This window comes from Synechocystis sp. FACHB-908, assembly GCF_014698595.1.
In the GTDB taxonomy this organism is placed as follows: Bacteria; Cyanobacteriota; Cyanobacteriia; order Cyanobacteriales; family Microcystaceae; genus Synechocystis.
Window position 1 is genome coordinate 71,464 of the sequence record NZ_JACJTH010000021.1, and the last position, 14,596, is coordinate 86,059.

General features: G+C 48.4%; 14 protein-coding genes. 7 read left to right on the forward strand and 7 right to left on the reverse strand.

From position 1 onward, the window contains the following. Positions 1-10: 10 nt before the first annotated feature. The 4 genes from H6G46_RS06665 to H6G46_RS06680 all read right to left on the reverse strand — a co-directional run bounded on the left by H6G46_RS06665 (position 11) and on the right by H6G46_RS06680 (position 4,663). A complete protein-coding gene (locus H6G46_RS06665) occupies positions 11-1,243 on the reverse strand; it encodes an SUMF1/EgtB/PvdO family nonheme iron enzyme (protein ID WP_010871486.1) in 1,233 nt (410 codons plus the stop codon). A 19-nt stretch (positions 1,244-1,262) separates the two neighbouring features. After that, complete coding sequence (locus H6G46_RS06670; RefSeq protein ID WP_010871485.1) at positions 1,263-2,492, reverse strand: CO2 hydration protein; 1,230 nt, start codon at positions 2,490-2,492, stop codon at positions 1,263-1,265. A gap of 48 nt (positions 2,493-2,540) precedes the next feature. Then, on the reverse strand, positions 2,541-4,148 hold the full coding sequence (gene hmpF / locus H6G46_RS06675; RefSeq protein WP_010871484.1) for a pilus motility taxis protein HmpF: 1,608 nt from the start codon (positions 4,146-4,148) through the stop codon (positions 2,541-2,543). 317 nt (positions 4,149-4,465) lie between these two features. Continuing rightward, positions 4,466-4,663 carry a hypothetical protein gene (locus H6G46_RS06680; RefSeq protein ID WP_010871483.1) on the reverse strand — a complete coding sequence of 66 codons (198 nt, stop codon included), beginning with the start codon at positions 4,661-4,663 and terminating at the stop codon, positions 4,466-4,468. A 233-nt stretch (positions 4,664-4,896) separates the two neighbouring features. Here H6G46_RS06680 and H6G46_RS06685 point away from each other — a divergent pair, with 233 nt between their 5' ends. Together H6G46_RS06685 and crcB are read left to right on the forward strand one after the other, a co-directional pair. Next, the gene (locus tag H6G46_RS06685) at positions 4,897-5,301 is read left to right on the forward strand and encodes a LapA family protein (RefSeq protein WP_010871482.1); all 405 of its coding nucleotides are present in this window, start codon (positions 4,897-4,899) and stop codon (positions 5,299-5,301) included. Next, the gene (crcB, locus tag H6G46_RS06690) at positions 5,298-5,720 is read left to right on the forward strand and encodes a fluoride efflux transporter CrcB (protein ID WP_010871481.1); all 423 of its coding nucleotides are present in this window, start codon (positions 5,298-5,300) and stop codon (positions 5,718-5,720) included. Before H6G46_RS06685 ends, crcB begins: the two co-directional genes overlap by 4 nt. 12 nt (positions 5,721-5,732) lie before the next feature. On the opposite strand, the gene H6G46_RS06695 is transcribed toward crcB, so the two are convergent. Together H6G46_RS06695 and H6G46_RS06700 are read right to left on the reverse strand one after the other, a co-directional pair. Continuing rightward, the gene (locus tag H6G46_RS06695; RefSeq protein WP_010871480.1) at positions 5,733-6,977 is read right to left on the reverse strand and encodes an FAD-dependent hydroxylase; all 1,245 of its coding nucleotides are present in this window, start codon (positions 6,975-6,977) and stop codon (positions 5,733-5,735) included. A 226-nt stretch (positions 6,978-7,203) separates the two neighbouring features. Continuing rightward, positions 7,204-8,565 carry a UDP-glucose/GDP-mannose dehydrogenase family protein gene (locus tag H6G46_RS06700; protein WP_010871479.1) on the reverse strand — a complete coding sequence of 454 codons (1,362 nt, stop codon included), beginning with the start codon at positions 8,563-8,565 and terminating at the stop codon, positions 7,204-7,206. A 564-nt stretch (positions 8,566-9,129) separates the two neighbouring features. Here H6G46_RS06700 and H6G46_RS18635 point away from each other — a divergent pair. The 3 genes from H6G46_RS18635 to psbU all read left to right on the forward strand — a co-directional run bounded on the left by H6G46_RS18635 (position 9,130) and on the right by psbU (position 10,594). Further along, positions 9,130-9,261, forward strand: a complete 132-nt coding sequence (locus H6G46_RS18635; RefSeq protein WP_255345266.1) for a hypothetical protein — start codon at positions 9,130-9,132, stop codon at positions 9,259-9,261. A 245-nt stretch (positions 9,262-9,506) separates the two neighbouring features. Next, positions 9,507-10,004 carry an HNH endonuclease gene (locus H6G46_RS06705; protein WP_010871478.1) on the forward strand — a complete coding sequence of 166 codons (498 nt, stop codon included), beginning with the start codon at positions 9,507-9,509 and terminating at the stop codon, positions 10,002-10,004. A gap of 194 nt (positions 10,005-10,198) precedes the next feature. After that, positions 10,199-10,594 carry a photosystem II complex extrinsic protein PsbU gene (psbU, locus tag H6G46_RS06710; protein WP_010871477.1) on the forward strand — a complete coding sequence of 132 codons (396 nt, stop codon included), beginning with the start codon at positions 10,199-10,201 and terminating at the stop codon, positions 10,592-10,594. Positions 10,595-10,743: 149 nt separating this feature from the next. Here psbU and H6G46_RS06715 read toward each other — a convergent pair whose 3' ends face one another. After that, positions 10,744-13,011: an FUSC family protein gene (locus H6G46_RS06715; protein ID WP_010871476.1), complete on the reverse strand. Its 2,268-nt coding sequence runs from the start codon at positions 13,009-13,011 to the stop codon at positions 10,744-10,746. Between the two features lie 112 nt (positions 13,012-13,123). Here H6G46_RS06715 and H6G46_RS06720 point away from each other — a divergent pair, with 112 nt between their 5' ends. Beyond that, positions 13,124-14,209, forward strand: coding sequence for an ATP-dependent 6-phosphofructokinase (locus H6G46_RS06720; protein WP_010871475.1), 1,086 nt, complete (start codon positions 13,124-13,126; stop codon positions 14,207-14,209). A gap of 208 nt (positions 14,210-14,417) precedes the next feature. Further along, entirely contained in the window at positions 14,418-14,591 is a 174-nt protein-coding gene (locus H6G46_RS06725; protein WP_010871474.1) for a hypothetical protein, read from the forward strand. Positions 14,592-14,596: the final 5 nt, after the last annotated feature.

The following is a 14,596-nucleotide window of genomic DNA, read 5'->3' on the forward strand; positions in this document are numbered from 1 at the left end:
CTGCTGAAGCTTAACTGGCACAACGAAAACCGACCAAAACTTGTCTAGTCCAAGGATGGTACCAATTGCGAAAGCTGGCCCTTAAGCCCCAACTACGGGTGGCCCAACTGCCGCCCCGCATCACCCGATGTTCCCCATCAAAATAGGCTTGGGAGTAACCCCGATAGGGATAGGGTTGAAAATTGTCGTAGGGCTCGAAAGTAGAAGCTGTCCATTCCCATACGTTGCCCAACAGGTCATAACAGCCCCCTTGATTACGACCCTGGTCATAATAATGGACAGGGGTTGTGCGCCCACGGTGATTATTAAAGTTACATTGCTCTTTGGTTGGCAAAGTTTCCTCCCAGGGATAGGTGCTGGAGTTATGCTGACCAGACCAACGGGCGGCCCTTTCCCATTCCTGCTCTGTGGGTAAACGTTTACCCACAAAATTGGCATAAGCTTCCGCTTCGTAGGCACTGACTCCGTAGACGGGATGGTTCTGGGTATTACTTTCGGGGTGCCAATAAAGCGGTGCTGTGACGTTCGCCATCGATCGCCATTGCCAACCGGCTTCTGTCCAGTATTTACTTTGTTGATAACCACCAGCATCGATAAATTGTTGGTATTGGGCCTGGGTAACTGGGTATTTATCTAGCCAGAACTGTTCTACTTCGACCCAATGGACGGGGCGTTCGTTGTCCTGGGCCCATATTTGCTCACTGCCTTGGTAAAAACCTCCAGCGGGAATAGGCACCATGGTTGCCTCCAGCACTGGTTCTGGGCATTCGTCCCCAGGGATTTGGCTATTAACCCCTAAATCAATTCCGGCTAAATGACTTAAAAAACTAATGGTTTCACTATGTTGGACTTCGTGTTGTAGGAGCCACCACCTTAACCTTGCTTGGGCTCGGTCCCAGGATCGATCAGTCGATCCCCAGACCTGCTTCACAGAGGCCCTAACTTCCCCTAAATATTGCTCAATAACTCCACGGCTAGGTAATGCACAGCGTTCCGATTTCGATAAACCATCGGCTCGGAACAATTTTTGGTAAGACGGGGTATGAAATTTTTTCCGCTCCTGCTCCGGCAATAGCCAAAGGGCTTCGGTAAAGGCAATGTGACCAAAGTGCCAATCAATGGGGCTGAAATCTGGGTGCCATTGGCGATCGCCTAGGGTTGGGGGAATGCGGTGCAACAGGCGGAGAGTTTCTGTGCGACACCGCTCCATTGCTTGGTCAATAGTTTCAAGATTTTCAACCACAGTGCTGATGGAGAGCCGGCTAATCGGCCATGGTTGAGGGTTGGTTAATAATCTCCACCCGGGAAGTGAGAAAACGATTCATCCAACTTTCCAGGTAAGCTCGGTTAGTCTCCTGTTCCTGGGGATTATCGGTCTCCAGGGGATAGGGTGCTAAACCACGAATGGCCGCGGTGGTGACACAAAACATTGATTTTTGAAAACTTTCACAAATTTGCACCAGTAAATCCCCTTCCTGCCGTAGGGATGCCTGATAAACCCGTCGGAGATAGTCCGGCAAAAAGTGGCGCATATCCTGCATTAGCAAGGTGGGGGGAATGCCAGCTCCACCAACGGGGAGGGGATCGGCATAGAGGGCCCCATAGGTAAACAGGCTTTGGTCAGGGGGAATCTGTCCCGCTTGGGCATTGTAGGAAATGGTGCCAGGGAAAGGAGTACCCCGGAAAAACACCGCCTCCACGTAGGGCACTGCGGTTTCCATCAAAAAAGCTAAATTGGCACTGGGGGGCAAAACATCGTAGGTAGTTCCCCCCAACTCCACCCGGTAAATAATGGGGCGGGCGGCATCGGCCACTAGGCCGTCTTGGATATGTTGCACCACATCAGGAATGGTTTTGATTTCTCCCCGGTCATGGCGGTCAGATAAATTCAAAAACATATCCGCCATCACCCGCCAGAATTGACCCAAGGCGGAATAATAGGCCATCATTCGCATTTGTTCCGGCAAAAATTCGGGAAAAATCTGGTTAAGTAATTGCAAAAAAGGATTGCCTTTGATTTTCGCTTTAATTAACTTTTTAACATTGGCTTTAAACTCGGCACTGTCTAGATATTCATCCAATTTTCCCCCTCCATGCCACATCATTGCCTTCATGCAATATTCTGCATACTCGTAGTTAATGCGATTGTGCCACCAATGTTTCAATAGGCGATCGCCATTGACATTACCGTTGAAATATTTAAAAAAGGGAAATAACTTCAGATACTGGGTATGGGCAATGTGTTGCAGATTGATGGAATAGGCATCGAGGATCACACCATAGCTTTTGAGGATGCCCACCACTTCCAGCGTGTTAGCCGGGGAATCCACCAACAGGGCCTGCCCCGCCTCTAGATTTTGAATATATCCTCTGAGGGGATGACGGGACGGGGCGAGGGAGGTTTGGGTCATAACTTCAGAACTATGGTTTCGATACAAAAGCCCATAATAGAGGCCATTATCCCAGCAATCCAGGCCAGAATGCCAGGGCACAAGGAAATTTCTTCAGCCCCAATCGATGGAAGTCGGCAACCAACCCAACTAACCGCCAAACAATAGGGTCTGCATTTCCTGCAACCGGGGTTTCATTACATCCAACTGATCCTGCAGAGGTTGCAAAGCTGCCCTCAACAAACGACCCTGGGCTTCTAGCGCCGCTGTCTGTTTCTGTAAATCTTCCACTTCCCGACGGTTTTGCTCAAAATTAGTCTTTTTCGCCTGGTACTGCTGGTCGAGACTAGCAATCATGGTTTCAATTTCTGCCAAACCCTGCCTAGTGGACTGCAAATTTTGTTCCAGCTTATTTTTTTCCTCCTGGAGTTTATGCTTGCGCCCCTCCAATTGTTGGATAACCGGATCCAAATCAATGTTGGGAATACTGTCGTCAATTTCCACAATGCCCTGGCGACGACGAAGAATTTTGAGATGTTGCAACAACACTTCCTGGCGCTCCTTGAGGTTGCGGCGCTGCCCAATCAGGGTTTCGTCCAGCATGCGCTTCCTTTCCTGCTCTTCGTTTAACTCCTCCTCAATGGTGAGACGACTATACTCATCGGCGGCTTCTAGGCGGGCTTGGATAGCTTCCACTTCTTCGCATTGCAGAGTTAACTCTTCCTCTTGATCGTTAACAAAGCGGGCTAATTTTTGCATATCAGTTTGCAATGCTTTAACGGTTTCCTCCAGTTCCCCCAGGGGCAATTGTTCCAGATGTTGCACATCAATTTGATGGTCTTTATCGACACTCATTGCGCCGGTGGCCAATCGATAGAGATTGGTTTGTAAGCTTTCAGCGGCCGCAATTTCAGCTTTCAATTGGGTCAGGAGCTTTTGGCCATTAACCACCCCCTCCTGTTCCACTGTTAGTTGAACTTTCGCTTTAGCTAATTCTTGGGCGATGGCATCCAATTCCTGCCCATGGATGACCAATAATTCCTGTTTTTGCTGAATTAATGCTTGGTTCCGTCCCAACTCCTGTTCTGCACTGGTAACCATCTGCCAATGGTCATTAAAGATCTGTTGTTGTTGGTCGGTGCTTTGCTGGGCATTGGCTGCGGCCGTAAATAGGGCGGGGATAGCTTCCGGGTAAGCTCCTAACCGGTGGAGTATGCCCTGTAACACTTCCCGATTTTCAGCACTATTTTCCAGCAAACTGCCAAACTGCTGTTGGAGTTCGGTCAATTGTTCTCTTTCCCCTTCTAACCTTTGTCGGGCCTGCTCCACCTCATATCTTTGCTGTTCCACCTGGGCAAGCTGATTGGCTCGGTCTTCAACCTCCGACTCCTTCGCTTCAATTTCCATTTCTCGCTGGCTCAGTTCTTGGAACTGAAAAGTGAGGGATTCTCGCCAACGTTCAATTTCGCTCTGTTGTTCCTTGAGTTTTTCCGAGAGGCGGGACAGTTTTTGCAACTGCCGCACTAACTCTGGCGCCGCTACTTCTGGAGTCCCTTGTAGGGAGCGACTATTACTCAGGTTTAGGATCCATAGGGTTCCCTCCCTGGCTTCTCCCATGTCGTCGGTTTGGAAGTTTTCTTCGTTAGGCAGGGCACTCCAGGTCTGATCACTGTGCTGACAGGCCAGAAGTTTTAACTCGGTTTTGTAACCGCCTAAAAAGTTTTTGGTTTGTTTCTTAATTTCAGCCAGATAGAGCACAAGTCGTTGTCCTGAGCAGTGGAGACGATTTTGTCGGGAAAGTTCTCGCTTTATTTTAATCTTAAGCCCGCCGATGGGCAGGACCGCGGGAATTTTTTTAGCTTACCCCTGGAGTAATTAGAGGAAAATCTGACCAAACTGCTTCTATTTTGCCTCCACACTGGCAAAAATTGTCAAAAAAAAAGGAGGTGAAGGAGATTTTCCCTCGCCTGCCCTTAGTAATAAGTGGTAGAAGACTAAGCTAATGGTCCGCTAGCTAGGATTAATTACCGGTTTATTAGTCAACCAGTGTCCTTAACCAACGGACAATTGTCTGCTTAGTCCCTACAGTCATCGTCCCTGTCACCGGGGCATTTGCCGTTATAAACAACGGTATGTTCCTCGAGACTAGAAAAAGCCGCTGTGGCCGCCGTTTCCAGGCCAATGATCATCACTAGGGCGATCGCCAAGGGGCCGGCCCAAGAGCGCAGCGCCCGACGGACAGAATTGTGGGGTTTGGGATGCTGTAATTTCATCAGCTTCTCTCCTTGACACGTCCTAACACACCGAGACCAAATTAGAGCTTTGACTGCTCTACTACCACCATAGGGCTCTCTTCAGGGCATGTCAGTCCCATCTTTGGGGGGATGAACATGGAAAAAAGTGGAATAGGGCAAGTCCACTGGTGTTGTTTTTTATTACTCTTGCTGCCACCGTTGTCGCCGTGGCTGACGGCCAACTATTTTAACCGTAATCCTCATAATCCAGAATGCTCGATTTTTTCTGCAGTGGCAAGGGTTGGTGGTTTCAGCTTGGGGGTAATGGGAACGGCTTGGGCTGGCTTTTGAGCTATCCTTGGGGAGTGGAGCCGACCGCAGAGGGGAGTTTTCGTTGGATGCTACGTCGCATGAGTCAATTGGCGATCGCCATGGTTTTAGCTTTGGGGTTAATATCCCTGGCATTATTGACTATCCAAAATGTCACCCCTGTGGCCCTGAGTTTTTTGACATTGCAGTCTATTGAGATGCCGGTGGGTCTGCTGTTGGTATTTTCCTTGGCCGGGGGACTGGTGGTAGGTAGTTTGTTGGCCCCGTTACCCGGTGGTAATCGTCGGCGGGGAGTCCCTTCCCAACAACAATTAGACCGGGAATTCGATTTTGACGATCTTGTATGAATCCTTTATTGCAATGGTTGGGGGCCATGCCAGCTTCTCTCAGGTCGCCATTGGCAATTATTTTAGGAGCCATACCGGGGGCGTTGGCCCGCTACTATGCCACTATTTTTCTGGCCGGGCTTTTTGGTAACGATTTACCCTATGCCACTTTTTTAATTAATTTTTCCGGTTGTGTGGGTATGGGTCTGGTGGTGACATTGGCGACCCAACCGGCCTTGATGTCTCCGGATTTAAGGTTGCTTTTAGCAGTGGGATTTTTGGGTTCTTACACCACCTTTTCCACCTATGCCTTGGAAGTGACTTCCCTCTGGCGTATGGGACAGTTGGGCCAGGGAGTGCTCTACGGTTTAGGGAGTTTAGGAATCGGGACGATCGGTGTATTGCTGGGGAGTTTGATTGCCCGTCGCCTCACTATCTAGGAATACCTAGAGCTACTGACTCACTAAGGATTGCCCTGTGGCCAATTGGGGTTTCCGACCGAGCAAACCGGTCATCAAACGGAGGGCCAGCTTTTTCGCTGGAGGCACTAGGCGCAATACCTCTAGGCCAAACCTTCTCAAGGCGATCGCCGGCAGCCAATGACTGGAAAAGAAACGATCTAGCAGGTCAGTGAAGCCCAAAATGAGCCAATTTTCTGGTTTACGCCAATGTTCATAACGTTTCAGCACTGCTAGGGAACCCCAATCTTCCCCTTGGCTGTGGGCCGTGGCAATAACCTGGGCCAGGGCGGCTCCGTCCCGAATGCCCAAATTTAAACCCTGACCCCCCACCGGATGGCAACAGTGGGCCGCATCCCCCACTAATGCCAAGCGGGGTTGCACATAACAATCGCTCTGCATTAGTTGCACCGGAAATAAACGGCGGGCATTAATTAAATGAAATTCCCCTAGGCGATCGCCAATGCGTTGGCGCAGTTCTGTAATAAAATCCGCTTCCGGTAGATTCACTAGGGTATGGGCCTTATGGTGGGGCATGGTCCAGACAATCTGGGCTCGATCGCCGGGTAGGGGCAAAATCCCCATGGGACCAGTGTCACAAAAACGCTCAAAGGCAGTGGTATTGTCAGGGGCTTGATGCTGGATGGTGAAAGCCACACAGGATTGCCAATATTTCCACCCCTTGGTTTGAATCCCCGCCAGGGAACGGGTGTGGGAACGGGCTCCATCCGCCGCCACCAACAATTTGGTTTGTAGGGTAATTTCTCTGCCTTCCTGTTGTAGGGTGACCTGTTTGTGGTTCTCTCCCGCCGTAAAACTGATCAACTCAGCGGGACGAAACCAGGCAATGCGGGGACATTGCTCTACACAATTTTCCAGCGCCTGCAGAATGACTGGATGCTCCGCCACATGGCCCAGGGCCAGTTCGTCCACATCTTCCTTGGCAAAGGGAACGGTACCCCGATAGTCATTATCGGAAATTTGGATGCGTTCGAAATGACCGATGGAGTCCTTAATATTTTCCCAGACCCCCAGTCCCGCTAAGATTTTGCCCGACAGCAGGGAAATGGCATAGGCCTGGGGCTTAGTTAGGGCCTGTTCCTTCGGTAAAGCTTCGATAATGGCAATTTTCAGCCCCGTATGACGCAAACCCGCCGCTAGTACCAGCCCCACAACGCCTCCCCCGGCGATCGCCACATCGAATTGGTTATCAGTTATGGAAGCGGCTACAAAGGTCATAGGAAAAACAATGGGACAATTTTTATGCCGTCGTCAGTGATGGTGAAACACGCCCAGGGTAAGGCATTTATCCCTATGGTTGACAACGATGATTGTATCTAATTGTAACGTTGTTTATTTCTACTGTCCGTGGGAGATAGGGGGGGAATTGAAGTTGGGCAAGATTGTCACTAGGACTTATCTGGCGGTGTTTAATTCCCCATCAACTTTTGAGCTGAATATGGCCCTAACTACGACCAACCCCTAGGTAACGGAATCCTGCCCCTTGCAATTTTTCCTTGTCGAGGAAATTACGACCATCAATGATCACAGCCTGATGCATACGGCTGGCCAGGACAGGAAAATCTAGCTTTAAAAATTCCTGCCATTCCGTCACCAAAATTAACGCATCACACTGGTCCGCCAACATAGCCGGGGTCGACTCAATTTTTACCCCCGATAAACCATGGCTTACCCCAGACTGGGAAACAATCGGATCATAGGCTTTCACCTTGGCTCCCAAACGATTTAGTTGTTGAATTATGTTCAGGGCTGGAGCATCCCGCATATCATCCGTATCCGGCTTAAAAGTCAATCCCAACAGGCCAATCACCTTACCTTTAAGGATTTTTAACTCCTGCTGTAGTTTTTCCACCACAATCAGCCGTTGTACCTGGTTTACCTCCACTACGGCATTCAAAATTGAAGTGGTGTAACCATAGTCCTTCGCAGTGTGGATCAACGCAGACACATCCTTCGGAAAACAGGAACCTCCCCAACCAATGCCCGCATTAAGAAATTTACTACCGATACGGGAATCCAAGCCAATGCCCTGGGCCACCTGGGTCACATCCGCCCCTACCCGGTCACAGATATTGGCCACCTCGTTAATAAAACTAATTTTGGTAGCCAAAAAAGCATTGGCCGCATACTTAATCATTTCCGCCGAACTAAGGTCCGTCATCACCACCGGCACCGGCGGCAGCTCAGGATTTTCCCCCACCCGCCTTTCAATTAAGGGCGTGTAAAGTTCCCGCATTAAAGCCAAGGCCTGGGGATTATTGCCCCCCAACACAATTCTGTCCGGGTTAAACGTATCGTAAACCGCCGACCCTTCTCGCAAAAATTCTGGGTTACTAACCACGTCAAAGTTAACGGCGATCGCCTGACCCGTTTGTTGTTGATGGGCTTCATTGCCTTCGGTGACAATCATCCGCACCCAATCCCCGGAACCAATGGGCACAGTTGATTTATTGACAATCACCCGATACTGTTCATCGAGATGCTCACCAATACTGCGGGCCACCGCCTCCACATAACGGGTATCACTGGAACCATCCTCCAAGGCGGGAGTACCCACTGCAATGAAAAGAATTGCACTCTCCTGGACTCCCTTGCCCAAATCCGTAGTGAATACTAGACGACCGCTTTCCATATTGGCCACCATCAACTCCGACAGCCCGGGTTCATAGATGGGGGATTGCCCTGCCCGCATGAGCTTGACTTTTTCCTCGTTGTTATCAACACAAATTACTTGATGGCCAATATGGGCCAGGCAAACGCCAGTGACTAAACCCACATATCCCGTTCCGATAACACAAACACGCATTGATTAGTTCTATGGAATGAATTGTTGATCAATTGCCCAAGCTGAGCTGGTCGACCGGAGGCCGGAAAATAAGCCTAAGCCTAGGGGATACCTCTCCCCCCTGTCAATCGACTTTGCCAGACTTTAGCTTGGCCAGTCTCAACATTTCTCAATCTAGTTAGTAGTGAATACATGATCTAAAAATCCGGGCAGTTAAGACAAAAATTTCAACCTAGGTCAAACAAAATTGTGTTTGTCAGAAAACCATAAGGGAACTGTGGTAAATGCCTGAGGAGATATGCCCAGTGGGCAAAAAATAAATTGAGCAGTAAAAAGTTGCCCTGGAGTCTGGTCTAAAAAATTTGCCCAATTTGACAATATATTAAGAAATCCTCATCTAACCTGTTTTTCATTGGATAATTAAAACAAGAGGAAAGATCAGGGGGCAGGAAAATAAATTACCTAATACCTAGTCCTGGTTGATAAAACCAGAGGCAGAAAACCTCCCCGTTTTCTCAAACTTGCCCAAAAGACAACTGTTGAGTTTCCCCCATTGGGACGGAGGTTATGATGAAATTACTTGAGATGCTACAGGACCTTATGCAATATTTCACCGAAGCATTTGCCAGGGTTTTTGGCCCTTCGGATGATGAATATCCCGCTGTTGGTGTTCAACCCTTTGACGGTGAGATTTTAGTAAACAGTACTGAAGAATAGTCGATGGTTTCCTCCGTCCATATTCCCTAATGCCTAGCTCTGGCTATTTTGTCCCCCCTGACTCAATGCTGTTGGGGGGTTCACCTATGGTGGATTATGGCAAAACCAACCGCCAGGGACACTCGCCTATTTTTCCAGGGAGTTAGTAGCAGAATCGAAAAAAGTTCTAACTGAGCAACAGCCCTCTGAATCCCAAAAGCTGATTGTGCTAGCATCTAGGGAAAAAAATTCAGCGATGGCAGACCATGGCTAAGGTTTTAGTCCTCAACGCTTCCTATGAACCTTTAAACATTACCCATTGGCAACGGGCGGTGGTGTTACTGCTGAAAGATAAGGCCGAAGCTTTGGAAAATAATGGCAAGCTGATCTACGCCAATTTTCCCCTCCCGTCGGTGATTCGCCTGCGGCAGTATATCAAGGTTCCTTACAAGGAAATCCCCCTTACTCGCCGCAACGTACTGGAGCGCGATCGCCACACCTGTCAGTATTGCAATTACAAAGGTGAACAACTCACCCTAGACCACGTTATTCCCCGTTCCCGGGGTGGGGGAGACAGTTGGGAAAATCTGGTCACTGCCTGTGTGCGTTGCAACATCAAGAAGGGTAATCGTACCCCTAGGGAAGCACAAATGTCCCTAAATTATACCCCCCGGCGTCCCTACAGCAGTTTGCTGTTTGAAATTATTAAACATACTCGCAATGACCGCAACCATGAATGGCGAAAATATGTAATTGGTATTTAATCTCTCCAACGGTTAAACCAACCGCAAACCTAATAAGTATAATTACTCAGTCAATCCAGGGAAGATGGTCAGCCGTGCCCCAAGAATATACAATCTATTGTAATTAGCGCTGGTTTGACCTCCCAAAATCGGCGCAGTCGGCATAATTTTCTTAGATAGTAACAATTCATTGCCTTGGTTATAGGAGACAATTCATGAAATTTATTTCCCGCCTACTGGTTGCGTGTAGCTTATTGATCGGACTGATGGGTTTTCTGGGAGCGGATTTGGCCCAAGCTCTCACTCCCAATCCTATATTGGCTGAACTAAACGCTGTGGATGCTAAATTGACCACGGATTTTGGTCAAAAGATTGATTTAAATAATAGTGATATTCGGGATTTTCGTGGTCTGCGGGGCTTTTATCCCAATTTGGCCAGTGAAATCATTAAAAATGCCCCCTACGACACCGTAGAGGAAGTTTTGGACATTCCTGGTTTGAGTGAAACCCAAAAAAGCCGCTTGGAAGCCAATTTGGGTAGCTTCACCGTCACCGAACCAAGCATTGAGCTAACTTCTGGCGATGACCGTATTAATCCAGGAGTTTACTAAAACTCCCACTGATTGCGGTCTAGCCATTATTCATTGTCTAGATAGGGCAATTATTGACTTCCCCAATTCCATAAATATCCACACCGCTCTGAACTTTGCCTTGTTTGGGGTGGTTTTTTGTTGTTGCCTCATTTCCTCATTTACATTGCTCAACTGGGCTGACTTTTGAGTTTGATTCCATTGGCCAGTTGGGGGCTATCGGTAAATCTGGCGATCGCCGAGTGGATAGTTTCCAGGCGTTGGTAAATTTGTTGGCATTCCTCCACCACCAAATTAAAATCGTCCAAATAACGGCGGGTGGGAGTAAAGTCTTGTTTTTGATTAATTTCCGTAATTCTTTGGGCTTGATAACTCTGGTGATATTCCCGGATTTCTTTAATGGTGGTGGCCATGGGGGGCAAAGCCGCTGGTGATGATTGGTGCTCCAGGGAAAAGCGTAAATTTTCCAAACTTTGTTGTACTTGCTCGGTAAATAACTTAATGGGGGGCGGGGGATTACTGCCGGAGCTATTTTCCAAATGACTGATCAAAACCCGAAAACCCCTACTTAAGCGGGCTAGATAATTGGTCATGGTCAAGGCTGGCTCTTGTTTTTCCAGGGGAGTGCTGGGGTCACTGAGTAAGCGATCCAGGGCAATCTGCATGGCGGTGGCTGCTAACCGAGTTTCATTGCGTACCCTTTCTGCTTCTTTTTTGTTAATTGACTCTTTTCCCAGTAGGGCGGGGATTAATTGCTGAAAATATTGCTCCAGATTAGTTAGCATTCTGACACTGGCCTGGGTGAAGCGTAAATTTTCCGATTGCCGCAGAAAACTAAAGGCTAAACCTAGGGCAATGGCGCTGCCAATGAGGGTACAAACCAGGCGGGAAAGGAGGGCATATTCCGTGGGCACCGACGGATCAATGGCCTTAAGAATTAAAGCAAAAGCTGTGATAAAAAAGACCGCCACACTGTAGTGAAATCTCAACAGGGCCATCCCCATGGCGATCGCCAAAATTCCCAGCCAACTGAGCAATTGGGGGTCTTGAATGAGCTTGAGGGCAATGGACATTACTAATACCCCTAAAAAAGTGCCTAAAAGACGATTGGATAACCTTTGAAAAGTTAAACTAAAATCCGGCTTGAGCACAAAAATTAGCGTTATAACAATCCAAAAACCGTAGGGAATTTGAGTTAGATGGGCAATTGTTGCCCCCACCATACCCCCCAATGCCATGCGCAAACCATGGCGTAACAAAGGCGAGTTAAGGTGAAAATTACTCCCTAGGGGGTCCCACCAAGGCATAAGCCTAACTTTATTTAGTTTTCCTTGATCATTGGAATTATTATCGGAAAAAAGTTGGGGATTTTGTAAAAGTTCCGCGGTTTGAATGGTTTGCTCTAATTGTTTGATCAGGTTTTCTAAATGGTTAACCAATTGGGTTACGGTGGTTAAACTGTTGTAGTCGTTAAAATCCTCTGTGAGAGCCTGCCGTTGTAATTTTTTTTGCTGTTGCAATGCTTGCACTAATAGTTGCAAACGGTTAGTGTTAGGAATGCGTCTTTTGCCTAGCACCATTTGTCCTAAATCTAAGCAAACTTCCCCCAGAGCATTAAACGCATCTTCCATTAGGATTTCCACTGTTTGTAATTGGGGTAGATTGTGGAAATTAACAATTTCATTGAGCAACATTAGGCATTTATTTAATCTTTCCGTATGCTCGATTAAAACTAATAATAATTCCCTTAATTTACTTTGTCCCCATAATCCTCGCTGGCTGGCCACCAGAGTTTGCCGAGATTTAAGCAAGTTTTGACGCAGTTTGACCACCAATTGCTGAGCTTGGGGGTCATCGGGACTAAAGTTAGCGGCGGCCATGGCCCGGAGATAATTGCCTAAAATGCTGTAATTGTTGGCAACCATTTGCCGCAAAGGTTGATTGGGACGGAAGGGCCAAATGAAAATAGCTAATATCAAGCTCCACATTCCCCCGATCGCCAGGGAGGTAAATTCAAAGGAATCGGTACTGACATTTTGGGCACCGAGGAGAAAAGCAAAGGTGGTGACAATGCCCACCATGGCTCCCTGCTCCCCATAAACCGCTAGATAACCGCTAGCAAATAAAACGAAGCCCGTTATTGCTAGCCCTAAACCCCAACCATCGGGCACTATAGTTCCCACTGCCATGGCGATCGCCGCCCCGACCCAGGCCCCGAAAATAGTCTTCAAACGGACGGAATATAGTCCCCCCATGTCCGCTAATAAAATTAATTGGGAAGCTAAACCAACGCCCAAACCTAGTTGGGGATTTCCCAGGGCCATGCCCCCCAGATAGGGGACTGCCATGCCGCAAAAAGTACGAATGCCCCTACCCCAATCAATAGTCCCATTGGTACGGGTTAAAAAAGCAAGGCGTTGGCGGAGCTTAGCCAGCATCAGTTAAAAGTAGGTTAAGGATTGAGGACAATTTTAAGAATTCTCACAAAGAAGTTTTGCTGATTCGATTTGCTTCTACAAATAAAACAGAACTATATCGGCAAGGAAAACCATGGGGGAAATTAAACGCATTGGTATTTTAACCAGTGGAGGAGACTGTGCCGGACTAAACGCCGTAATTCGCTCCGTGGTACACCATGCCATTGGCACCTACGGTTGGGAAGTAATTGGCATTCAAGAAGCCACCCAGGGACTAATGGAAAATCCCTCCAAGGCGATCGCCCTGCACCGGGATAACATTGACCATTTGTTAATGATGGGAGGTACCTTTTTAGGCACCACCAATAAGGGTAATCCGTTCGCTTTTCCCATGGCCGACGGCACTGTGCGGGACCGCACCGAAGATATTATTGCCGGTTATCGTCAGTTGGGGCTTGACGCTCTCATTGGCATTGGCGGAGACGGTAGTTTAGCCATTTTGCGCCGCATAGCCCAACAGGGGGGCATCAACTTAGTGGGCATTCCCAAAACCATTGACAATGATGTGGGGGCAACGGAAATTTCCATTGGTTTCGACACCGCCACCAACATTGCCACCGAAGCCTTGGATCGTTTGCATTTCACCGCCGCTAGCCATAACCGGGTCATGGTGCTAGAAGTGATGGGTAGGGATGCGGGCCACATTGCCCTGGCCGCCGGCATTGGGGGAGGGGCGGACATTATTCTCATTCCTGAAATTCCCTACCGCATCCAAAGTGTGTGCAATAAAATTCGTCAACGGCAGGCCGAGGGGAAAAACTTTTGCCTGGTTATGGTGTCGGAAGCGGTGCGGACAGAATTGGGCGATCAGGTCAAGCAAATCCAACAGTTTGGCGAAGACCGCTACGGCGGCATTGGTAAATACATTGCGGAACAAATTGCCCAACGCACTGGAGCAGAAACCAGAGTCACTGTGCTGGGCCACATCCAACGGGGGGGCATTCCTTCACCTTTCGATCGCCTGTTGGGGAGTGTGTTTGGGGTCGCGGCGGTGGACTTGATTGCGGAAGGCAAATTCGACCACATGGTGGCCTGGCGCAATCGTCAAACCATTAGTGTGCCCATTGAGGAAGCCATCCAAACCTATCAAACGGTGCAGTTGGACGGCACCTTGGTGAAAACTGCGCGGGGATTGGGCATTTGCCTTGGTAACGATTAAGTTCCTAGCAGTTCCTAACTGGCGATCTGGGCCATATTTCCCCGATAAAGCAGCGCAATTGTAAAGAAATGTGGCGGATGTTAAAGCTTAGTTGCAAAAACCGCCCTTTCTCTCCCTTTTCCCCCGGGGGAGTGATACGTTGTAAAACGAAATTTTTCCATAACTTTAATTAATCGGATCAATAACTAAGGGGTGGGGGTTAAAAATCATGTTTGATCGTTCCAACAAAGATTTAATCAGCGCTGGTTTGGTTTCCGCCCTGGGGGCAGGCATTGTGACTTCCTTTGCCGTTAATCAGGGGCAAGACCCCTTTGTTGCTTTGATGATCACGGCGATCGCCAGTGTTTGTGGTATGGTGTGTCACCAGTTTGATCTAATTTGATTTGC